Annotated in this window: 17 protein-coding genes; 7 read left to right on the plus strand and 10 right to left on the minus strand. The window is 70.3% G+C overall.

The features are described 5' to 3' along the window. Nucleotides 1-50: 50 nt before the first annotated feature. The 4 genes from ABH940_RS14985 to ABH940_RS15000 all read left to right on the plus strand — a co-directional run bounded on the left by ABH940_RS14985 (nucleotide 51) and on the right by ABH940_RS15000 (nucleotide 3,701). A complete protein-coding gene (locus tag ABH940_RS14985) occupies nucleotides 51-161 on the plus strand; it encodes a putative leader peptide (RefSeq protein WP_370068051.1) in 111 nt (36 codons plus the stop codon). A gap of 245 nt (nucleotides 162-406) precedes the next feature. Further along, nucleotides 407-958 (plus strand): NADPH-dependent FMN reductase, encoded by a 552-nt coding sequence (gene ssuE / locus ABH940_RS14990; RefSeq protein ID WP_370068053.1) that lies wholly within the window; start codon nucleotides 407-409, stop codon nucleotides 956-958. Between the two features lie 44 nt (nucleotides 959-1,002). Continuing rightward, nucleotides 1,003-2,253, plus strand: coding sequence for an LLM class flavin-dependent oxidoreductase (locus ABH940_RS14995; protein ID WP_370105442.1), 1,251 nt, complete (start codon nucleotides 1,003-1,005; stop codon nucleotides 2,251-2,253). A gap of 68 nt (nucleotides 2,254-2,321) precedes the next feature. After that, on the plus strand, nucleotides 2,322-3,701 hold the full coding sequence (locus ABH940_RS15000; RefSeq protein ID WP_370068057.1) for an NtaA/DmoA family FMN-dependent monooxygenase: 1,380 nt from the start codon (nucleotides 2,322-2,324) through the stop codon (nucleotides 3,699-3,701). Between the two features lie 102 nt (nucleotides 3,702-3,803). Here ABH940_RS15000 and ABH940_RS15005 read toward each other — a convergent pair whose 3' ends face one another. From ABH940_RS15005 to ABH940_RS15025, 5 genes are read right to left on the minus strand one after another with little or no spacing between them, the layout of a single operon-like run. Then, complete coding sequence (locus ABH940_RS15005; RefSeq protein ID WP_370068059.1) at nucleotides 3,804-4,784, minus strand: ABC transporter substrate-binding protein; 981 nt, start codon at nucleotides 4,782-4,784, stop codon at nucleotides 3,804-3,806. A 43-nt stretch (nucleotides 4,785-4,827) separates the two neighbouring features. Next, complete coding sequence (locus ABH940_RS15010; RefSeq protein WP_370105443.1) at nucleotides 4,828-5,646, minus strand: amino acid ABC transporter ATP-binding protein; 819 nt, start codon at nucleotides 5,644-5,646, stop codon at nucleotides 4,828-4,830. Then, the gene (locus ABH940_RS15015; protein ID WP_370068063.1) at nucleotides 5,643-6,635 is read right to left on the minus strand and encodes an amino acid ABC transporter permease; all 993 of its coding nucleotides are present in this window, start codon (nucleotides 6,633-6,635) and stop codon (nucleotides 5,643-5,645) included. The genes ABH940_RS15010 and ABH940_RS15015 overlap by 4 nt, the downstream gene beginning before the upstream one ends. A gap of 34 nt (nucleotides 6,636-6,669) precedes the next feature. Continuing rightward, entirely contained in the window at nucleotides 6,670-7,611 is a 942-nt protein-coding gene (locus tag ABH940_RS15020; RefSeq protein WP_370068065.1) for an ABC transporter substrate-binding protein, read from the minus strand. Beyond that, nucleotides 7,601-8,098: a GNAT family N-acetyltransferase gene (locus ABH940_RS15025; protein WP_370068067.1), complete on the minus strand. Its 498-nt coding sequence runs from the start codon at nucleotides 8,096-8,098 to the stop codon at nucleotides 7,601-7,603. The genes ABH940_RS15020 and ABH940_RS15025 overlap by 11 nt, the downstream gene beginning before the upstream one ends. Before the next feature lie 692 nt (nucleotides 8,099-8,790). On the opposite strand from ABH940_RS15025, the gene ABH940_RS15030 reads away from it, so the two are divergent. Together ABH940_RS15030 and ABH940_RS15035 are read left to right on the plus strand one after the other, a co-directional pair. After that, a complete protein-coding gene (locus tag ABH940_RS15030; protein WP_370105444.1) occupies nucleotides 8,791-9,717 on the plus strand; it encodes an amino acid ABC transporter permease in 927 nt (308 codons plus the stop codon). After that, a complete protein-coding gene (locus tag ABH940_RS15035; protein ID WP_370105445.1) occupies nucleotides 9,714-11,612 on the plus strand; it encodes an FAD/NAD(P)-binding protein in 1,899 nt (632 codons plus the stop codon). Before ABH940_RS15030 ends, ABH940_RS15035 begins: the two co-directional genes overlap by 4 nt. 61 nt (nucleotides 11,613-11,673) lie before the next feature. Here ABH940_RS15035 and ABH940_RS15040 read toward each other — a convergent pair whose 3' ends face one another. The 5 genes from ABH940_RS15040 to ABH940_RS15060 form a co-directional block, all read right to left on the minus strand. Further along, nucleotides 11,674-13,281 (minus strand): glycoside hydrolase family 13 protein, encoded by a 1,608-nt coding sequence (locus tag ABH940_RS15040; RefSeq protein WP_370068073.1) that lies wholly within the window; start codon nucleotides 13,279-13,281, stop codon nucleotides 11,674-11,676. A 22-nt stretch (nucleotides 13,282-13,303) separates the two neighbouring features. Further along, entirely contained in the window at nucleotides 13,304-14,170 is an 867-nt protein-coding gene (locus tag ABH940_RS15045; protein WP_370068075.1) for a carbohydrate ABC transporter permease, read from the minus strand. Then, nucleotides 14,167-15,108, minus strand: coding sequence for a carbohydrate ABC transporter permease (locus tag ABH940_RS15050; protein WP_370068077.1), 942 nt, complete (start codon nucleotides 15,106-15,108; stop codon nucleotides 14,167-14,169). Before ABH940_RS15050 ends, ABH940_RS15045 begins: the two co-directional genes overlap by 4 nt. A 76-nt stretch (nucleotides 15,109-15,184) precedes the next feature. Continuing rightward, on the minus strand, nucleotides 15,185-16,552 hold the full coding sequence (locus ABH940_RS15055) for an extracellular solute-binding protein (protein WP_370068079.1): 1,368 nt from the start codon (nucleotides 16,550-16,552) through the stop codon (nucleotides 15,185-15,187). A gap of 264 nt (nucleotides 16,553-16,816) precedes the next feature. Further along, a complete protein-coding gene (locus ABH940_RS15060) occupies nucleotides 16,817-17,845 on the minus strand; it encodes a LacI family DNA-binding transcriptional regulator (RefSeq protein ID WP_370068081.1) in 1,029 nt (342 codons plus the stop codon). Between the two features lie 305 nt (nucleotides 17,846-18,150). On the opposite strand from ABH940_RS15060, the gene ABH940_RS15065 reads away from it, so the two are divergent. Beyond that, complete coding sequence (locus ABH940_RS15065) at nucleotides 18,151-20,979, plus strand: discoidin domain-containing protein (protein WP_370105446.1); 2,829 nt, start codon at nucleotides 18,151-18,153, stop codon at nucleotides 20,977-20,979. The last annotated feature ends 71 nt before the right edge of the window (nucleotides 20,980-21,050 follow it).

Consider the following 21,050-nt stretch of genomic DNA (forward strand, 5'->3'; position numbering starts at 1 on the left):
CGTCCGGTGCCCATCGCGGTATGGCGTCCAGATATGAGTCATTGACGGAAATGCTCCTGACTGAGAGGCTTCCAGACGTGAGCCAGTCCGAGGTTCTCTCCGCACGCCTGCACGTCGATCTGCGACGACAGGCCAGTGCCATCTGTGCCGCCGGCCGCTGATTCCGCCGCGCCCGGCTCTTCCGGACTGCCGCTCCGCCCCTCCGCTCTCCCGGTCCGACGTCCCGACGCCTCCGCGTTCTGACGTCTCCACGTCCTGACGTCGGCATGTCCTGACGTCCTGAGGACGTACACGGAGCGCTTTCCCGGCGCTCTGCCCTGACCTTCCCGCCCCGGGTCCGCCTGCCCTGACGGTCGCAGCGTCGCTCCGTCCGCAGCCGGGCTCCGGCCTGCTCCGGAGACCATCCATGTCCGCTCTGCTCGTCCTGTCCGGCAGCCCCTCCGCCTCCTCCCGCACCGCGCTCGTCGGTGAACGTCTGGCGCAACAGCTCTCCCTGACCGGCTTCGACGTCCACCATCTCGACCTGCGCTCCCTGCCGCCGGACGCACTGCTCGCGGGCGAGACGGACCATCCCGAACTGCGCCGCGCCCTCGCCGAAGTGGAGCGCGCCGACGGGGTCGTGGTGGCCACACCGGTCTACAAGTCCGCCTACACCGGCCTGTTGAAGGCCTTCCTCGACCTGCTGCCGCAGGACGGACTGGCCGGCAAGACCGTTCTCCCGCTGGCGACCGGCGGCACCGTCGCCCATGTGCTCAGCATCGACTACGCGCTCCGACCGGTACTGGCCGCGCTGACGGCACGTCATGTCGTGGCCGGTTGCTTCCTCCTGGACCGGTCGATCGACACCTCCCAGCCCCACGGCACGCTGCTGGAACCCGAGTCGGAGCAGCGGTTGCGGCGCGCCGTCGACGAGTTCATCGGCGCCCTCCCCTCCGGTCCGGCGTTGCGCGCCGCCTGACGTCCCCTCAATCTCCCTTGCCTCACCTCCTGAAAGGCAGTTCTGTGACCTCCGGACAGTCCCATCCGCGACCGCGCCTGCATCTGGCCGTAGCCCTCGCCGACGCGGGCGCGCACCCCGCCGCCTGGCGAGAGCCCGGCGCCCGCCCCACCGAGCTCTTCACCGCCCGCTACTGGGCCGACCAGGTCGCCGAGGCCGAGCGCGGTCTGCTCGACCTGGTGACCTTCGAAGACGGCCTGGGTCTGCAGTCCTCGCTGCCGGACCGGCCCGACGACCGGACGGACCGGGTACGCGGGCGACTCGACGCCGGGCTGCTCGCCGCCCGCGTCGCACCGCTGACCCGGCGGATCGGCCTGGTGCCGACCGCCGTCGCCACCCACACCGAACCGTTCCACCTCTCCAAGGCCGTCGCCACGCTGGACCACATCAGCGCGGGTCGCGCCGGTCTCCAGGTCACCGTGTCGCCGCGCCCGGACGTCGCCGACCACTTCGGGCGACGCAGCCTCAGTGATTCCCCGCCGAACTCCGTGCTGCTGGACGAGGCGGCCGACTACGTCGAGGCGGTGCGGCGCCTCTGGGACAGCTGGGAGGACGACGCGGAGATCCGCGACGCCGCCACCGGCCGCTTCGTGGACCGCGAGAAGCTGCACTACATCGACTTCGAGAGCCCGCACTTCAGCGTCCGCGGCCCGTCGATCACGCCACGGCCTCCGCAGGGACAGCCCCTGGTCGCCGTCCCCGCACCCGGCCCGGAGGGCTGGACACTGGCGGGCCGCGCCGCCGACCTCGCCTTCGTCGCCCCGCGCAGCGACGCGGAGGCGGCAACTGCCGTGGCAGGCGTGCGGGACGCGCAGCAGCAGGCCGGACGGGGTGGCGAACCACTGCACGTGCTGGCGGATCTGACGGTCTTTCTGGACGACTCGCACGCCGCCGCCGTCGAGCGCCTCGCACGGCTGGACGAGACGGCCGGCGTCCCCGGCGTCGACGCCGAGGGACCCGGCAGTCCCAGCAGTCCCAGCAGTCCCGGCGGTCCCGGCGGTCCCGGCGCGGTCGAGGTCTTCGCCGGGACCCCAGCGGACCTCGCCGACCTGCTGCTCGCCTGGCAGCACGCCGGGCTGAGCGGCTTCCGTCTCCACCCGGGCGTCCTGGCCCACGACCTGCCGGCGATCGTCGACGGACTGGTGCCCGAGCTCCAGCGTCGCGGGGTGTACCGCCACGCCTACGAGGACGGCTCGCTGCGCGCCCGGTTCGGGCTGGTCCGGCCCGCCAACCGCTATGCCCTGTCGGGGTCGTGAGTGGTTCGCTCCGCGTAGTCGACCGACCGAGGATCCTTGACACCACAGACGTGAGGAACCGTCACCCCATGAGCAAGCCACTCAAGCAGGTCCATCTCGCCGCGCACTTCCCGGGCGTCAACAACACCACCGTGTGGAGCGACCCCGGCGCCGGCAGCCAGATCGCGTTCGAGTCCTTCGTCCACTTCGCCCAGACCGCCGAGCGCGCCCGGTTCGACTTCCTCTTCCTCGCCGAGGGGCTGCGCCTGCGCGAGCAGCACGGGAAGATCTACGACCTGGACGTGGTCGGCCGTCCCGACACCTTCACCGTGCTGGCCGCCCTCGCCGCCGTCACCGAGCGGCTCGGGCTGACCGGCACCATCAACTCGACCTTCAACGAGCCCTACGAGGTGGCCCGTCAGTTCGCCACCCTGGACCACCTCTCCGACGGCCGTGCCGCCTGGAACGTGGTCACCTCGTGGGACGCGTTCACCGGCGAGAACTTCCGGCGCGGCGGATTCCTCGCCCAGTCCGACCGCTACGCGCGGGCCCGCGCCTTCCTGCACACCGCGCAGGAGCTCTTCGACTCCTGGGACTCCGACGCCGTCGCTGCCGACCCCGCGACCGGGCGGTTCCTGCACGACGCGCGCGCGGGCGCGTTCGAGCACCGCGACGCGCACTTCGACATCCACGGACGGTTCAACGTACCGCGCAGCCCGCAGGGGCGGCCGGTGGTCTTCCAGGCCGGGGACTCCGAGGAGGGCCGCGAGTTCGCCGCGGCGGACGCCGACGCCATCTTCAGCCGCCACGGCACGCTGGAGGAGGGCCGCGCCTTCTACGCGGACGTCAAGGGCCGACTCGCCCGCTACGGGCGCTCCCGCGACGAGTTGCTGATCCTCCCCGCTGCCACGTTCGTGCTGGGCGCGACGGACGCGGAGGCGCGCGAGCGGGCCAGGGAGGTCCGGCGCCAGCAGGTCAGCGGACAGACCGCGCTGCGGTTCCTGGAGCAGGTATGGAACCGCGACCTGTCCGGTTACGACCCGGACGGCCCGCTGCCCGAGATCGACCCGAAGGTCGGCGAGCACACGGTCGCCCAGGGCCGGGCCAGCGTCCGGATGTTCCGCGATCCGGTGGCCACCGCGCAGGAGTGGCGGGAGCGGGCGGCGGCGCGGCAGTGGTCGATCCGCGAGTTCGTCATCGAGACCACCGGACGGCAGAGCTTCGTCGGCTCACCTGCCTCCGTGGCCGACCAGATCAACGAGCTGGTGCAGGCCGATGCGAGCGACGGCTTCATCCTCGTTCCGCACCTGGTCCCCGGCGGCCTGGACGAGTTCGCCGACACCGTGGTGCCGCTGCTGCAGGAGCGCGGGGTGCACCGCGCGGAGTACGAGGGCACGACGCTCCGCGACCACCTCGGGCTCGACCTCCCGGGCCAGGGCGGCGCGGAGCGGCGGCGGGTCGCCTCCTGAAGTCCCGGAGTACGAAGCAGGCCGGAGTACGAAGCCCGGCCGGCGTACGAAGAAAGGGGCGCGGTGCCTGGCACCGCGCCCCTTCCGTACGCCCTCAGGCCGTTACGAGTTGCTCAGCGGCAGCCCCGGCGGGTTGATCCCGGACGACGGGAGAGCCTCGCTGGTCAGGCCCCAGCGGGCCAGGATCTTGCCGTACGTGCCGTCCGCGATCAGTTGGTCGATCGCGTCGGCCAGCGGCTTGACCAGCCCGCTGTTCTTCTTGGTCGTCGCGCCGATGAGGCCCTGCAACGCCTCTCCCGCACCCGAGAGGACGCCGACGATCTCGGTCTGCCCCGACACCGCCGCGTGGTACTGCGCGGTCGGGTTGGGACCGAGGTAGGCGTCGATCCGGCCGGACTGCAGGGCCAGGTAGGTGTCGGAGTCGGTGCTGTAGTACTTCACCGTGACCGGCTTGAGGCCGGCCGCCGCGTCCTGGTGGCTCCAGTCCAGCAGGATCTTCTCCTGCGTCGTGCCCGAGCTCACCGCGATGGTCCGTCCGGCGACGTCCTTGGGACCGTTGATCCGCCAGGTGGTGCCCTTGCGGGCCTCGAAGGCGATGTTGTCCTTGCGGTAGGTGGCGAAGTCGTACTTCTGCTTGCGCAGTTCGGTGTCGGTGATGTTGGAGAAGCCGACGTCGTACTTGCCGCTGTCCAGGCCGACGAAGATCTGCGCCCAGTCCACCGGGTGGAACTGCACCTTGAGCCCGAGGACGTCCGCGACGGCGGAGGCGAGGTCGGGTTCGACGCCGATGACGGTCCGGTTGTCGGTGGCGAAGAAGCTGAGCGGCGCCGCTCCCTGGGCGGAGTCGACGACGTCGAGCGTCCCTCTGTTCCGGATCGCGGCCGGGACCTCGGCCGCGATCCTCGGGTCCTCGGGTGCCGTATAACGATGCTGATCGGGCGTCAGATTGAAGCTGACACCGTTCGCCTCGGTTACGGACTGCGGGCCGGCGCCCCCCGCGCTCGTCCCCGACGCACTGCACGCGGTGAGGGTGAGCGCGCTGGCGAGGACGGTGGCGGCGGCAGCGGTACGGAAGGGACGCATGGTGATCGTGCTTTCTACGAGAGGGGGATTCGGGGGGTAAGACTCAGAGCACCTTGGACAGGAACGCCTGGGTGCGTGGGTGTTGCGGATCGTCGAGGACCTCGGCGGGCGGGCCCTGTTCGACGATCTGACCGTCGTCCATGAACACGACGCTGTCGGCCACCTCGCGGGCGAAGCCGATCTCGTGGGTGACGACGATCATCGTGGTGCCGCTGCGGGCCAGGTCCTTGACGACGTCGAGCACCTCGCCGACCAACTCCGGGTCGAGCGCGGAGGTGGGCTCGTCGAAGAGCAGCACCTTCGGCTCCAGCGCCAACGCGCGGGCGATGGCGACCCGCTGCTGCTGACCACCCGAGAGCCGACGCGGGTAGGCGTCCGCCTTGTCCTGCAGCCCGACGCGTTCCAGCAGCGTCAGCGCCAGCTCGCGGGCCTGGTCGCGGGACCGGCCGAGCACGGCGACGGGCGCCTCGACCAGGTTCTCCACGACCGTCAGGTGCGGGAAGAGGTTGAACTGCTGGAACACGAAGCCGATCCGGGCCCGCTGGCGCAGCACGTCGCGCTCCCGCAGCTCGTGCAGACGGTCGCCGACCTGCCGGTAGCCGATCAGCTCGTCGTCGATGCGGACGTAGCCGGCGTCGACCTTCTCCAGATGGTTGATGCTGCGCAGCAGTGTCGACTTGCCCGAACCGGACGGCCCGAGCACGACGGTGACCTCACCGGCCCGGACCTGGAGGTCGACGCCGCGCAGCACCTCGTGGCCGCCGAACGACTTGCGCAGGCCGCGGACGTCCACGACTACGGGCGGAGTCGCGGCACTGGCTTCCGTCGTGCCGACTTCTGTCGTGGTGGTGGTGGTGGTCATCGCAGGCTCCCTTCGGCCGCGCGGGCGCGCAGGTCGTCGAACGCGGCGCGCAGCCGCCGCAGCAGGTGGACGGGTCGTTGCCGGGTGGGTCCGCCGTCGCGTCCGGCCCCGCGGGCGAAGCGCCGCTCGACGGCGTACTGGAAGACCGAGAGCACGGTCGTCAACGCGACGTACCAGGCGGTGGCCACCAGCAGCATGGGGACGACGCGTGAGGTGCGTCCGTAGATCACCTGGACCGTGTAGAAGAGCTCCATGATCGCCATCACCGAGACGATCGAGGTGTTCTTGAACAGCGCGATCAGCTGGTTCGCGGCGGCGGGGGCGATGGTGCGCATCGCCTGCGGCATGACGATCCGGCGCAGTTGGCGTCTGCGTGGCAGGCCGAGCGCGGCGGCGGCCTCCAACTGACCGGCGTCCACGGAGAGGACACCCGCCCGGACGATCTCCGCCGCGAAGGCCGCCTCGTTCACGGCGAGTGCCAGTACGGCCGCGCCCATCGCGTTGACGAGACTGTTGGTGGCGATGGAGAAGAAGCCCGGCCCGAACGGCACGCCGATCTGGATGCGCTGGTAGAGGTAGGAGAGGTTGAACCAGAAGAGCACCTGGACCAGCAGCGGCACCGACCGGACCAACCACACGTAGCCGTAGGCGACCACGCGCAGCAGCGGGCTGCGGGACAGCCGCATCAGCGCCAGCACCAGGCCGAGGGCGAATCCGGCCAGCGCGGACAGCACGGTCAACTGGACGGTGAGCCAGACGCCTTGGAGCACGCTCGGATCGAAGAGGTAGGCCCGGAAGGTCGGCCAGTCCAGGCCCGGATTGGTGACCAACGCGTGCGCCAACTGCGCCAGCAGCACCAGCGCCACGGCGACCCCGACCCAACGGCCGGGGTGACGCAGCGGCACGGTCCGCGGCTGCTGAGCCTTGCGGGCCGGGGCGACGACCGCCGTCGGCGGCGATGCGGTGATGTCGGAGGTGGTGATGCTCATGGGAACTCCGTGAGGGGGTGAAGGGTGTGGAGACTCAGCCGGCCGACTCGGGCGGGTTGATCTGCGAGGTGGTGATCGCGGAGTCGGTCGTGCCCCAGGCGGCGAGGATCTTCCGGTAGGTCCCGTCCGCGATCAGCTGCTGGACGGCGGCCTGAAAGGCACGGGTCAGCGGCGAGCCCTTGGGGAAGACGAAACCGACGTCGAGGCGGTGGAAGGGGCCGAGGTAGTGCACGGCACCGCCGGTCTGCTTCTCCTGGTAGCGCAGGCCGTTGATGGTCGACATCAGCACGTCGAACCGGCCTTGCTGCAGGCCGAGTTGCAGCGCCCCGCTGTCGGAGTAGACCTGCACCCGGTAGGCGGGCAGCCCCGCGTCCGTGCAGACGTGGGCGTTCTGCTCCAGCGTCGCCTCGAAGGTCGTTCCGGCTCCCGCGCCGACGGTCAGTCCGCACAGTTGGCGCAGCGAGCCGATCTGCTTGATCGGGCTGCCGGCGCGGACCGCGAAGCCCTGGCCGTCGTCGATGTAGGTGACGAAGTCGACCGTCTTCAAACGCTCGGTCGTCACACCGAAGTTGCCCACGCCCAGTTGGTACTTGCCCGAGCTGAGCCCCGGGAGGATCGTCTCGAAGGCCGCGATCTGCCGGTTCACCCGCAGGCCCAGCACCGCCGCGACCGCGTCGGTGATGTCGATGTCCTGCCCGACCGGGCTGCTGCTCGCGCCGTCGGGGTAGGAGGCGCTCGGCGGGCCGCCGACCGCGGTCGCCACGGTGATCTCGCCCGAGGCACGGACGGCAGCGGGCAGCAGCGCGGCGGCGGCGTCCACCTTCCGCACGGAGGAGACCACGTTGCCGCTCGGGCCGGCCGCAGCCACCGAGTTGGCGACGTCGGACGTGTCGGACGCGCACGCGCTCAACGCGATCAGAGCAACGAGGCTGAGCAGCACAGCGGGCACGCGCAGCGCCGATCGGTCAACGCGCATCGGACCGTCCCTCCTCCGCGATCGCCGCCGCTTCAAGTGACTTGCGGAACGGCAACGGCCCGATCGACTCCGGGTCCGCATGCAGGTCGAAGAGCGGCGTGTAGCCGGTCGCCAGGTACAGGGCCCTGGCCTCCGGCTGACGTGGGCCGGTGGTCAGGTAGACGTCCCGGTAGCCGCGCGCCAACGCCTCCTGCTCCAGCGCACTGACGATGCGTCGGGCCAGACCCCGGCGGCGGTGACGCGAGTGGGTCCAGATCCGCTTGAGCTCGGCGGTCTGCGGTTCGTCCTCGCGATAGCGCCGGAAGGCGCCACCGGCGACGGGCTCGCCCCGCTCCAGGAGGAGCAGCAGCGCGCCGTTCGGCGGAGCGAACTCCGTTGCCGGATAACGCTCCAGCTCGGACCGGCCGACGTCGCGGTGCTCGGGATACCGGGTGCGGTACTCGTCCGCGAGTTCGCGCAGCAGGGGTTCGGCGAGCGGGTCGTCCATCCGGACGGCACGCAACTCGAACTCGGGAGCTTCGGTGGCTGGTTGAGCGGGTGGCTCAGCGGGTGGCTGAAAGCGTGGCTCAACGAAGGTTCCAGGCAAGGCGCGGCCTTTCCGCGGGCATGGGTGACGCCGTGGCCGACCAGCCGCGCACCAGGAAGGCGGGCAGGGTCAGGCCACGGAACAGGGGAGGCAGGCGACAGCAGCGGATGCGCGGCAGCGGCAACGCGTGAAGGAGTCCGGCCCACGGCACGGGGGCGCGAAGGAGGGAAGGGCCGAACGAGCGGCCCGCTACCGAGTCAGCAGGAAGGGGTCAGCGACAACACGCGGCGGACCACACTCGACCGAAGTCGATGTGGCCTCGAATGACCAGAGGCTGCTCGGTACTCACATCGCACAGTTGAGCAGCGGTCATACGTCCGCGTCAACCACCGTCCCGCCCGTCGGACGCGTCCATGCAGGTCTCGGCAGGTGTCGGCGACGGCGAGACCACGGCGGCGTCGGCGGGCACCACGACACCGGGCGGCCTTGACGCGACGCCGACCGGCCGACGTAGTCTTGCGGGAACGCCGTGTTGAGGGATGCGGCGGAGGCGACAGCGATCACGCCGCCGGGGCTCTTCCTGGCCCGGCGCGCCCACCCGGCCTTCGTGCCGCGACGCCGCTGTCCGCGTTCTCCTTCGGAGGCTCCCTCCCGTGACCGTCGCATCCGACGTTCCCCCGCTGCGCCTGCCAGCGGCCGAAACCACTGCCTCAACCACCGCCGAGTCGACTGCCGAAACCGCAGACGCCGGTCCACACCTCCCGACCCGGATCCGCCCCCGGCGACACCCCGGTCGCTGGGCGACCGCCGTGCTGGCCCTGTTCCTGCTCGCCGTCGCGCTTCACTCCGTGCTCTCCAACCACGCCTTCCAATGGGGCGTCGTCGCCCGGTACTTCACCAGCGCCGGGGTGCTGGACGGGCTCGTGCTCACGCTGTGGCTGACGGCTGTCGTCACCGGCCTCGGCTTCGCCCTGGGCGCGGGGATCGCCGCGCTGCGGATCTCCGCCAACCCGGTGCTGCGCAGCCTGGCCTGGGGCTATCTCTGGGTCTTCCGGGCCACACCGGTCCTGGTCCAACTGCTGCTCTGGTACAACATCGGCCTGCTCTACCCGACGCTGAGCATCGGCGTACCGTTCGGCCCGACGCTGGCCTCGGTGAGCACGGTCAACCTGCTGGGCGGGACCGCCACCGCTGTCATCGGCCTGACCCTGCACGAGGCTGCCTACGCGGCGGAGGTGGTGCGCGGCGGCCTGCTCGCCGTCGACGCCGGCCAGCACGAGGCCGCCGCCGCGCTCGGCCTCGGCCGGCTGCGCACGCTACTCCGGATCGTGCTGCCCCAGGCCATGCGCAGCATCGTCCCGGCTGCGGGCAACATGCTGATCGGCACGCTCAAGAGCACCTCGATCGTCAGCGTGCTGGCCGTGGTCGACCTGCTGTACTCGGTGCAGATCGTCTACAACCGCACCTACCAGGTGATCCCGCTGCTGCTGGTGGCCGCCCTCTGGTACCTGGTCGTCACCAGCGTGCTGACGGTCGGTCAGTTCTTCATGGAGCGCCGCGTCGGACGGAGCAACCGATGAGGCAGGCCAGTGTCGCCGTCGTCGGCGTCGGACCGCGCGCCACCGGGCTGTTGGACCGGATCCTCGCCAACGCTCCTCAACTGCTGTCGGCAGAACTTAACCTGACGATCCATCTGATCGACCCCCATCCGCCCGGCCCCGGCCGGGTGTGGCGAGACGACCAATCCCCGTTGCTGCGGATGAACTCCATGGCCGAGGACGTCACCATGTTCACCGACTCCGCGACCGTCATGGACGGGCCCGTCCTCCCCGGCCCCTCGCTCGCCGAGTGGGCCGCCGGGCCGGACGTCGACACCGTGGCGGACCCGGCGGTCCGGGCCGAGCTGGAGCAACTGGCGCCCACCGACTTCCCCACCCGACGCGCCCAGAGCGCCTACCTCGACTGGGTGTTCCGGCGGACCACGGCCGCGCTGGCCCCCTTCGCCCGGGTCCACGTCCACCGCGAGGCCGCCGTCGGTCTGCACGGAGGCCCGGACGAACCGCAGCAGGTCGTCCTCGCGTCCGGGCGCACCGTCACCGCGGACCTGGTCGTGCTGACGCTGGGACACCTGGACGCACATCCCGAGCCCGACGAGGAGCGCTTGGCGCACTTCGCGGCCCGACATGGCCTGCGCTACCTGCCACCCGCCTACTCCGCCGACCTCGGATCGGAGTTGGACGCGATCGCAGCGGGCGAGGACGTCGTCCTGCGGGGTCTCGGCCTGGCGGCGGTCGATCTGGTCGTGCTGCTCACCGAGGGGCGCGGCGGACGCTACCTCCCCCGGCCCGACGGCTCGCTCGTCTACCTGCCGTCAGGCCGCGAGCCCGTGCTGCACGCCGGTTCGCGGCGCGGCGTGCCGTACCACGCCAAGACCGGCTACCGCCTCCAGGGCCCGCCGCCTCCGCTACCGCGTTTCCTCGGGCCCGATGCGGTGGACCTACTGCTGGTCGGGGACGGCCCGCTCGACTTCCGCGCCGACGTCTGGCCGTCGGTGGCCAAGGAGATCGCGTACGGCCACTACCACGAGCTGTTCCACGGCCATCCGGAGCGCGCCCGGATGCCGTGGGAGGAGTTCCTCGCCGCCTTCGCCCCGCTGCCCTGGTACGACCCGGCCACGGCCGCGCTGGTGGCCCGCGCCGTGCCCGACCCGGACGACCGGATCGACTTCGAGGCGCTGGACCGCCCGCTCGCCGGGGCGTCCTTCGCCTCTCCCGCCGCCCTGCGGGAGGCACTGCAGCGCCATGTCCGCGGCGACGTGGCGCGCCGGAGCAGCCGCGCCCACAGCGCCGATCTCGGCGCGTTCTACGCGCTGCTCTCCGTCTACGGCCAGCTCCCACGCGTCGCCGCGAGCGGTCGGTTGGACGCGACCTCGCTGGCCCGGGACCTGGACGGCTGGTGGCACGGCTTCTTCAGCTTCCTGGCCAGCGGTCCGCCCGGCCACCGGCTCCGGGAGCTGCTGGCGCTGTCGGACGCGGGCCTGCTGCACTTCCTCGGCCCCGATCTGCGCGTCGAGGCGGACCAGGCAACCGGCCGCTTCCTCGCCCACAGCCCCGCCCTTGCGGGAGTGGTGACGACCGCGACCACGCTCGTCGAGGCGCGGCTCCCGCGTGCCACGCTGCGGCGCACCGACTCCCCGCTCCTGCGCGACCTGTTCGCACGCGGCGAGGCGACCGAAGAGCTGCGTTCGGGACTGATGCTGACGGACCCTCAGAACGGCGCGATCGTCGACGCCACCGGCCGACCGCATCCGCGCCGGATCGCGCTCGGCGCGCACACCAGCGCCCGGGCGGTCGCGGCGTTCGCCCGTCCACGCAGCAATTCGCCGGCGTTCCGCCAGAACGACGCGGCTGCGCGAGCGCTGTTCGGCGCGGTCGCGCGGCTGGCCCAGGCACGGGCTCAGGTCGCGTCGTTCTGACGGGAGGCCGCACCGCTCACCCTCGAAAGCGGTGCGGCCTCGAGCGGCGTGGCTCCACGGGTCAGGAGGCGTGGAGCCACGCCGCGGTTTCCGGGGGCAACTGCCCGTCCGGCAGCGGGCCGCTGGCGAGCAGGACCGCGCGGTGCGGCGGGAGCGGCGCGGGGGCCTTGCCCAGGTTGGCCACGCAGGTGAAACCGGTGCCGTTGCGGGTGAAGGCCAGCACGGCGGGGTCGCCGGGAAGCCAGGTCATCGTGCCGTCCCCGAGCGCGGGATGGGTGCGGCGCAGGTGCAGGGCCTTGCGGTACAGCTGGAGCATCGAGTCCGGGTCGTCCGCCTGGCTGCCCGCCGTGCGCGGCGCCCAGTCCGGCGGCTGGGGCAGCCAGGTGGCCGCCGAGCCGGGTCCGGAAAAGCCGAACGGGGGCTCGGAGCCGCTCCACGGCAGCGGCACCCGGCAGCCGTCGCGGCCCGGATCGGCGCCCGCGGTGCGGTGGTACATCGGATCCTCGATCACCTCCGCCGGGAGGTCCTCGACCTCGGGCAGGCCCAACTCCTCGCCCTGGTAGAGGTAGACCGAGCCGGGCAGCGCCAGGCTCAGCAGGGCGGCGGCGCGGGCCCGGCGGGTGCCGAGCTCCAGGTCCGTCGGGATGCCGTGGGCCTTGGTGGCGAAGTCGAACCCGGTGTCGGCCCGGCCGTAGCGGGTGACGGTACGGGTGATGTCGTGGTTGGCGAGCACCCAGGTGGCCGGGGCCCCGACCGGCGTGTGCACGGTGAGCGTGGTCGTGATCGTCTCGCGCAGCCGGTCGGCGTCCCAGGGACAGCTCAGGAAGCCGAAGTTGAAGGCGGTGTGCAGTTCGTCGGGGCGCAGGTAGCGGGCGAACCGGTCGGGGTCGGGAAGCCAGACCTCGCCGATCAGAGCACGCGGCGGGCTGTAGGTGTCGGCGAGCTTGCGCCAGCTGCGGTAGATGTCGTGGATCTCGTCGCGGTCGACGTAGGGGCGTTCGTCGGTGCCTTCGACCACGTCGGGCAGCTGCGGGTCCTTGACCACCTCCGCGGCGGAGTCGATGCGGACCCCGGCCGCGCCGCGGTCGAACCAGAAACGCAGCACCTCCTCGTGCTCACGGCGCACCTCCGGGTGCTGCCAGTTCAGGTCGGGCTGCTGGGAGGCGAAGCGGTGCAGGTACCACTGACCGTCAGGGACGCGGGTCCAGGCGCTGCCGCCGAACTGCGAGGGCCAGTTGTTGGGCGGCAACTCACCGTTCGCTCCGCGTCCTTCGCGGAACCAGAAGCGGTCCCGCTGCGGCGAGCCCGGCCCTGCGGCCAGCGCGTGCTGGAACCAGAGGTGCTCCTCGGAGACGTGGTTGGGGACGATGTCGACGATGGTCCGGATCCCCAGTTCGAGCGCGTCGGCGATGAGCCGCTCGGCGTCGGCGAGGGTTCCGAAGGCGGGGTGGATGCGGCGGTAGTCGGCGACGTCGTAGCCGCCGTCCGCCATCGGCGAGGCGTACCAGGGGTTGAACCAGAGCGCGTCGACGCCGAGCCGGGCCAGGTAGGGCAGCCGGGAGCGGACTCCCGCCAGGTCGCCGACGCCGTCTCCGTCCGCGTCGGCGAAGCTGCGCACGTAGACCTGGTAGATCGCGGCGCCGCGCCACCATTCGTGGGCTTGAAGCAAGGTAGCGGTCTCCTCGGGAGAGTCAGCCCTTGAGGCTGCCTGCGGTCAGGCCGGACATGATGTTGCGTTGGAAGAACAGGAAGAACAGAACCGTCGGCACGGCCGAGATGGCCGCCGCCGCGATGAGGACGTTCTGGGGCACCCCGAGCGAGAGCGAGTAGATGCCGGCGTTCAGGGTCTGCTTGGTGGGGTCGGGCTCGGCCAGCAGTGGCCAGAGGAAGTCCTTCCACACGTTGACCAGGGCGAAGATCGACACCACCCCGAGGATCGGCCGCGACATGGGCAGCACGATCGACCACAGGGTCCGCAGCGGCCCTGCCCCGTCGATGGCGGCGGAGTCGAGCAGTTCCTGCGGGACGGAGTCGAAGAAGCGCTTGAGCAGGTAGATGTTGAAGGCGTTGGCCACGGACGGCAGCCAGATCGCCCAGGGGCTGTTGAGCAGGTTGAGGTGGAGCAGCGGCAGGTCGAGCACGGTCAGGTACTGCGGGACGATCAGCACCATGGCGGGGATCATCAGGCTGGCCAGCATCAGACCGAGGATCGCGTTGCCGAGCACGGGCCGCAGCTTCGACAGCGAGTACGCGGCGGCGACGTCGAAGACCAGCTGGAAGACGAGGGCGCCGAAGGCGTACCAGAGGGTGTTCAGCAGCAGTTGCGAGATGTTGAGGCGGTTCCAGGCGTCGGAGTAGTTCGACAGCTGGACCTGGTGCGGGTAGAAGGTGGGCGGCGTCGCGATGGATTCGGCGGTGGACTTCAGTCCGTCCGTCACCAGCAGGTAGAGCGGGCCGAGGAAGACCAGCGTGAAGACCGCGACGACGAGCAGCAGCGTCACCCGGTAGACGGCGCGGTTCATCTGGGCCGGATTGATCAGAGTGCGGGTGTCACTCATGCGTCGGCCCTCCGGTTCAGCCGCACGTACAGCAGCGAGAAGCCGGCCAGGACCAGCAGCAGAAGCAGTCCGAGGGCGCAGGCGGCGCCGTAGTTGCTGAAGTTGAAGGCGTACTGGTAGATCAGGTAGACGATCGTGGTGGTGGAGTTGTCCACGCCCTGACCGCCGTTGGTGAGCACGAACGGCTCGACGAAGACCTGCATGGTCGCCACGATCTGCAGCATCAGCATGAGCGAGAGGATCAGCCGGGTCTGCGGGATCGTCACATGCCGGATCCGGCGCAACACTCCCGCACCGTCGAGCTCGGCCGCCTCGTAGAGCTCACCGGGGATGTTCTGCAGGGCGGCCAGGTAGATCAGGGTGGCGCTGCCCATGTTCATCCAGGTGGACGCGATGACCACGGCCGGCATCGACATGTTCGGCGACTGCAGCCACGCCGAGGTGGGCAGGTGCAGCAGCTGGAGCATCCGGTCGAGCAGGCCGTACTGCGGGTCGTAGAGGTCCTTGAAGACCAGCAGCGAGGTGATCGGCGGCAGCATCACCGGCAGGTAGACAAGCACCCGCAGATAGCCGCGGGCGTGCCGCAGTTCGTTCATCACCACGGCCACGACGAACGGCAGCGCGAACCCCAGGACCAGCGCGAGCCCGGTGAACTCGGCGGTGTTGCGCCAGGCGATCCAGAAGCTCGGGTCGTTGCTGATCTGCTGGAGGTTGTGCAGGCCGACCCAGGTCGTCTGCCCCGCCCGCGCCTTCTGGAAGCTCATGATCACTTCGCGGACCATGGGGTACCAGGTGAAGCAGGCGAAGCAGAGCACCGCGCCGATCAGGAAGCCGTGCGCGGTCAGGTTGCGCCGCACGCTTCTGCGCAGTGCCCCGGCCCGGCCCGCCGTCCGCAGGGGCGGCGAGCCGGTGTCGGAGGATGCGGTCAGGACCGCCATCGGGGACTCCTCGGAGCTCAAGTGAACGTGAGGCAACGGGGTGTGAGGCAACGGGGTGTGTGGCAGCGGGGCGGCCCTACTGCGCGTTGGCCAGGACCTCGTTGACCTGCGACTGGGCGGTGTCCAGCAGTTGCTGCGCGTTCGCGTGCGGGTCGGTGAGCACGGAGGCCATGGTCGTGTCGAGGATCTTGTAGATGGCCTGCGCGTTCGGCGGCTCGGTGACCCCGGGGATCGCGGCGTTCACGAACGGAGCGAAGGCCTGCACCGACATGGTCGCGTTGGCGGCCTTGAGCTTGTTGTCCGCGGCCGCGGTGGCTCCCTGGAACAACTCCGGCTCGGGCAGACCGACCGCCTGGCCGGACGTCTTGGACCGCGGGTAGTTGTACTGCTGTCCCTGACCCATCGTCAGCCACAGGTAGCTGACCAGCTGGATCCCCGCCGTGATCTGGGCGGGGCTGTCCTTGACGTTGAACAGGTAGTCGTCGCCACCGGCCAAGGTCCCGACGGCAGGCCCGCTCTGACCGGGCATCGGGCCCATGGAGAAGTCGGAGTAGTGCGCGCCGAGACTCTGCACCATGTAGGTGATGTCGTCCGGGGCGGCGATGTACATTCCGAGCTTGCCCGCGGCCATCTGCTTCTGCAGGTCGCCCCACTTGTACAGCTGCGTCGTCCCCATGACGTTGTCGGTGAAACGCAGCGTCTGCAGGTTCTGCAGGACGGCGAGGCCCTGCGCGTTGTCGAACGCGGCCTTGGTGCCGTCCGGGCTCACCATCCGCCCGCCCTGCGCGTAGAGCTCCGCCGCGAAGTGCCAACCGCCGTTGTTGCCCGCGCTGTAGTCGCCGTAGCCGGCGACGCCGTTGCCAAGAGCGGCGATCTTCTTGGCGTCGGCCTCCACCTCGGGCCAGGTGGTGGGCGGCTGATCGGGATTCAGCCCAGCCTGCTGGAAGAGCTTCCGATTGATGATCATCCCCATCGTGTAGTTGGTCCGCGGGACCCCGTAGGTCTTTCCGCCGGACGTCAGCGGCGCCCATACGGACGGGAGGATGTCGTTCTTGACCGGCAGGTTGGCCGTGGTCACGTACGGGGTGATGTCGGCGGCCTGTCCCGAGGCGAGGACCTGCGACAGGTCGGTGAAGTACGTGTAGAAGACGTTCGCCTCGGTGCCGCCGCGCAGCGCCGCAGTGAAGAGCTCCGGTGTCTCGCAGGGGAAGGTGTCGATGCTCCTGACCGTGATGTTCGGGTGGAGCTTCTCGAATCCCGCGATGTCGGCGTTCCACTGCTGCACCTGGGTGGGGCGGCTGCTCGGCGGTGCGCAGTCGATGGAGATGGTGACCTTGCCGTTGGCGTTACCGGTGTTGCCTGCTCCGCCGGTGCCGGAGCTGGAACAGGCGGCTGCGGTCATCGCGACGGTGGCGGCGACCACGAGCGCTGCGGATCTGCGCATGGCTGAAGACCCTTCGTGGGCGGGTGGGGTGAGTGGGTGTCAGCAGAGAGAGCCTGCGGTGCGCCTCACCATAGGGACGCCGACAGGGAGACACAAGATGCCGACGGAACTTTGCAAAATTACGACATCCAAACGAGATGTGATGACGTGCCAATGACAGAGGGACCGCATCCGAATGGATGCGGTCCCTCTGTCGTGCCGTACGCCCCGCAGTGGTGCTGCAGTGGTTCTGTCAGGGGTTGCAGGGTCAACTCCCCGCGCTGGTCAGCGACCTGACGCCGAGGACGCCGCGAGAGCCGGGCCGGTCGAGCCGCGGACGACGAGCTCGGGCTCGAAGAGCAGCTCGTCATGGGTGACCTGGGTGCCCGCCAACTCGCCGATCAGCAGCTCCACGGCAGTTCGGCCCATCGCCTCGATCGGCTGACGGACGGTGGTGAGCGGCGGATCCGTGCAGGTCATGAACGACGAGTCGTCATAACCGACGATCGAGACCTCCCGCGGCACGTCCAGCCCCTGCCGCCGCGCCGCGCGGATCGCGCCGAGGGCAATCGGGTCGGAGGCGCAGACGATCCCGGTCACGCCGCGGTTCAGCAGGCGCATCGCGGCGGCCTGGCCGCCCTCCAGCGAGAACAGCGCGTGCTCCACACGGTCCTCCGGCAGGTCGAGCCCCGCCTTGACCAACGCCCGCTTGGCTGCCACGAGTTTGCGCCGCGAGGGCATGTGGTCGGGCGGGCCGAGGACCAGTCCCACGCGTTCGTGCCCCAACGACACCAGCAGCGCGACCGCCTGCTCCGCCGCCACCGCGTCGTCACAGCTGACCTGGGGAAACCCCAGGCCGGGAACGGCCGCGTTCATCAGGACGGTGGGCAGCCCGCGCTGCTCCAGGCGCTCGTAGTGCGCATGGGAGAGGCCGGCCAGGGCGTAGTGCCCACCGAAGAAGATCACGCCGGAAACCTGTTGCTGGAGCAGGAGTTCGACGTAGTCGGCCTCGGAGACGCCGCCCGCGGTCTGGGTGCAGAGCACGGGCGTGAACCCCTGCTGCGCCAGCGCACCGCTGACCACCTCGGCGAAGGCGGGGAAGATCGGGTTCTGCAGCTCCGGCAGCACCAGCCCGACCAACCGGGCTCGCTCACCGCGCAGTTGGGTCGGCCGCTCGTATCCCATCACATCCAGGGCGGTGAGCACCGCCTCGCGGGTTTGCGCGGAGACCCCGGGCTTGCCGTTGAGCACCCGGCTGACGGTCGCCTCGCTCACTCCGACCTTCTGGGCCACATGGGCAAGTCGTCGTGTCATGCCGACATGCTATATGCCGGATACCCGCAAATTCTTGCCCCTTCTTGCCATCCAGTGCAACAACCCGACGTGCTGCCCGCCCGTCTGCTCCACCGCGCCAGCCTCTCACTCGCTCAATATTTGCAGACTTCTGTCAGCATATTGCTCCCATCTGCCGCCTGTGCCAGAGTGACTCGCCAGGCCGAGACGGACCGGTCTGTGCTCTGCGGGGATGTGTCATGCCCCCGCCCTGCTGTGACCGCCATGTCGACCCTCGCGGCTGTTCCCTCTCCACGGAAGTCCCCGTCCACGGAAGGTCGTACGTGATGACGTACCGCCGCTCCACCGCCGTGCTCGCTGCCGTCACCGCAGCAGCGACCGGCGTGTTGGGCCTCCTCCTCGCCGGGCCCGCCCACCAGGCCCAGGCAGCAGCACCGGCAACCACACAGTCCGCGCTCACCCCCTTCGCCGCCGGCGCCGCCAACGGCACGGGCGCCTCGATCCCCGGCATGACCGAGTACGAGGCCGAGGGACCGCAGGCGTCCACCAACGGCACGGTGATCGGCCCCGACTACACCCAGGGCGACCTGGCCACCGAGGCCTCCGGCCGACAGGCGGTCCAACTGACCGGCCAGGGCCAGTACGTGACGTTCACCCTGACCGCACCCGCCAACGCCTTCGACCTGCACTACGCGGTGCCGCAGGGCAGCTCCGGCGACCTCTCGGTCTACGTCAACGGCACCAAGCTCAGCCAGCAGCTCCCACTGACCTCTGCCTACAGCTACATCACCACCGGCCAGGTGCCCGGCTCCAAGGTGCACAAGCTCTACGACGACGTGCGGATGATGCTGCCGTCCACGGTCAACACCGGTGGCACGGTGACCTTCCAGGTCGACGCGGGTGACACCGCGCTGCCCTACACCCTGGACGTCGCCGACTTCTTCGACGTGGGCGCGCCCGCGACGCAACCCGCCAACTCCGTCTCCGTGGTCAGCGAGGGCGCGGACCCGACCGGCGCGGCCGACTCCACCAACGCCTTTCGGACGGCGATCTCCGCTGCCGCCTCCGCCAACGAGCCGGTCTGGATCCCGGCGGGCACCTTCCTGGTCTCCTCGGCGCTGCAGGTCCCCAAGGCCACCATCGCCGGAGCCGGGGCCTGGTACTCGCAGATCAGGACCAACGAGTTCATCGACAACACCTCGGACGTCTCCGGCCCGGTCAACCTGAGCGGCTTCGCCATCCTCGGCTCGACCGTCGGCCGTCACGACGACAGCACCGCCAACGCGATCAACGGCTCGCTCGGCAGCGGTTCGACCGTCGACGGCCTGTGGATCCAGGACACCAACGTCGGCTTCTGGCTCCAGTACGGCAACACCGGGCTGACCGTGAAGAACTGCATCGTGCTGTCCACGGACGCGGACGGGCTGAACTTCAACGGCAACGCGACGAACAACACCGTCGAGAACAACTTCCTGCGCAACACCGGCGACGACGGGCTCGCCCTGTGGTCCTACCCCGCCGCCGACTCGGGCATCTCGCTCAGCGACAACACCATCGTCGAGCCGACGTTGGCCAACGGGATCGCGGACTACGGCGGCTCGAACAACACCATCCAGGGCAACGTCATCGCCGACACCAACCCGCTCGGCAGCGGCATCGCCGTCTCCAACGAGGCCTTCCTGCAGCCCTTCACCCCGCTGTCCGGGACCATCACGGTCTCCGACAACACGCTGATCCGCACCGGGGCGATGAACCCCAACTGGGGTCACCCGATGGGCGCGATGCGGTTCGACGCCTACGACTCGGCGTTCACCAACGTCACCGTCAACGTCAGCGGCAACGCGGTGGACGACAGCCCCTACAGCGCCTTCGAGATCGTCGGGGGCGGCGGCCAGGGCTACGCAGTCAACGGGCTCAACTTCACCGACAACAGCGTCGACTGGACCGGCACCACGGTCTTCCAGGCGGAGACGCCAGGCTCGGCCTCGGTGAGCGGCCTGACCGCGAGCAACGTCGGTGTGGCGGGCGCGTACGACTACGGCTACCCGAACGACGTCGCGGGCACGTTCGTGTTCAACCAGGGCAGCGGCAACAGTGGTTGGAGTACCACGCCGACGCTGACCGCCTTCCCCTCCCCGGTGGGCCTGCCGCCGACCGGTCCGGGCAACGGCACCGGCTCGCCGACCCCCACGCCGACCGCGACCAGCACCTCGCCGTCCCCGTCGCCCTCACCCACGCAGACCACCCCGCCGGGCGGCAACCTGGCGCTGGGCAAGGCGGTCTCGGACACCGGCCACACCCAGAACTACGTCGCCGCCAACGCCGTCGACGGCGACCCCAACACCTACTGGGAGAGCACCGACAACGCGTTCCCCCAGAGCTTCACGCTGGACCTCGGCAGCGCCACCGCCGTCGACCACCTGGTCATGCTGCTGCCGCCGTCATCGGCGTGGGGGGCGCGGACGCAGACCCTCTCCGTCCTCGACAGCACCGACGGCTCCAGCTACAGCACCCTCGTCCCGTCGGCCACCTACTCGTTCGACCCCAACACCGGCAACACGGCCACCATCAACCTCCCTGCGGGCACCGACACCCGCTACCTCCGGCTGACGTTCACCGCGAACTCCTCCTGGCCGGCCGGACAGCTCTCCGAACTCCAGGCCTACGCACCGAGCAGTTCCGCGACGGCCAGCCCCACGCCCACACCCACCCCGACCGCCACGGCGATCGGGAGCACTGACCTGGCGCTGGGCAAGGTGGTCGCGGACACCGGCCACACCCAGAACTACGTGGCCGCCAACGCAGTCGACGGCGACCCCAACACCTACTGGGAGAGCACCGACAACGCCTTCCCGCAGAGCTTCACGCTCGACCTCGGCAGCACCACCGCCGTGGGCAAACTGGTGATGCTGCTTCCGCCGTCGACGTCCTGGGGCGCGCGCACGCAGACCCTCTCGGTCCTCGACAGCACCGACGGCTCCAGCTACAGCACCCTCGTCCCCTCGGCCACCTACTCCTTCGACCCCAACACCGGCAACACCGCCACCATCAGCCTCCCCGCCGGTACCACCACCCGCTACCTGCGACTCACCTTCACGGCCAACTCCTCCTGGCCGGCCGGACAGCTCTCCGAACTCCAGGCCTACGCACCCTGAGCAGCGCGCTCACCTCGCCCGCCCGGCGCAACCACGCCGGGCGGGCGAGGTGGGCGGCAGCCAGGCTGATC

Source organism: Streptacidiphilus sp. BW17, from assembly GCF_041262485.1.
Classification (GTDB): Bacteria; Actinomycetota; Actinomycetes; order Streptomycetales; family Streptomycetaceae; genus Streptacidiphilus.